Raw genomic sequence first — 1,030 nt, forward strand, 5'->3', positions numbered from 1 at the left:
GAGGAAGAAATGAGCCGGAGATACTCCGTAATGTTCTCTAATGGTTCCCAATCCTGGGAAGGTCGCAAGGTAATATTTGTTATGGATGAATTGGCGGATCTCAAGACGCGGGCAGGGGACCCGGACGGCAAGCTTAAACACGAGATTAAATCCATCTTGACCCGGATTTCAGCAAAGGGGCGCGCCGCCGGAGTATTGTTGCTTCTGTGTACACAGCGGCCGAGCGCCGATGTTATTGATGGTTTGATCAAGACGAATATCGCGGCCTCCATTTGCTTCAGGACCCGTGATTCAGTCCAGTCCCGCATTGTATTGGACCATGAGGGGGCGGCAAGCCTTCCGGACGTCCCCGGCCGGCTCATATTCCAAACTGCGAGGGATGAGACGTTACAGGCGCCCTTCATTTCTGCGGAGGATGCAAAGCAGATCATTTCGACATTGCCAAAACGCACAATTGAACAGGAGGCAGAGCAGCATGAACATGGTTCAAGCCAAATTGACCCGCTGGACGGAAATTTTATCGAGCTTGGATAGCTTCGGTTTTCTCACGACATCCCAAATTCAGCGCTTGCATAACCTGGGCGGCCGCCGGAATACGACTAGGATCCTGACGGACATGGGCGAATTGCTTTCATCGTTCCGGGAAGGAGAGACGGTTTATTATCTATCTGCTAAGGGCCGGCGCGAGATCGGCAGCCAGAAGGTACGGCGCCGCACTCAATTGGTGCAGCACACACTTATGAGAAACGAGGTATATATTGTCCGGCGGCCGGAAATATGGAAGCCGGAATACAGCGTCAAATGGGGAGGAAAGGAACTGATAGCCGACGCGATTTACCGTAAAGGAGGGGCATATACTTTCGTCGAAATCGATCTTACGCAATCCATGGCAGCGAATGAACGAAAGGTGGCAGCTTATAGAGAACTTCAGGATACAGGAAAGTGGCAAGCAAAATACGGGGATTTCCCCACATTGCTATTCGTGACCACAAGTGATTATAGAAGAAATAAACTAAAGGGGATTGCAGGA

The 1,030-nt window shown here is 51.1% G+C and carries 2 protein-coding genes; both read left to right on the plus strand.

From position 1 onward, the window contains the following. On the plus strand, nt 1–534 hold a 534-nt coding region (locus GQY55_RS30725; RefSeq protein WP_268895091.1), incomplete at its 5' end, for an FtsK/SpoIIIE domain-containing protein. Next, a partial coding sequence (locus GQY55_RS30730; RefSeq protein ID WP_160045724.1) for a replication-relaxation family protein occupies nt 476–1,030 on the plus strand: 555 nt, incomplete at its 3' end. The genes GQY55_RS30725 and GQY55_RS30730, both read left to right, overlap by 59 nt.

The organism is Paenibacillus sp. USDA918EY (assembly GCF_009870825.1).
Taxonomy (GTDB): Bacteria; Bacillota; Bacilli; order Paenibacillales; family Paenibacillaceae; genus Paenibacillus_AQ; species Paenibacillus_AQ albilobatus.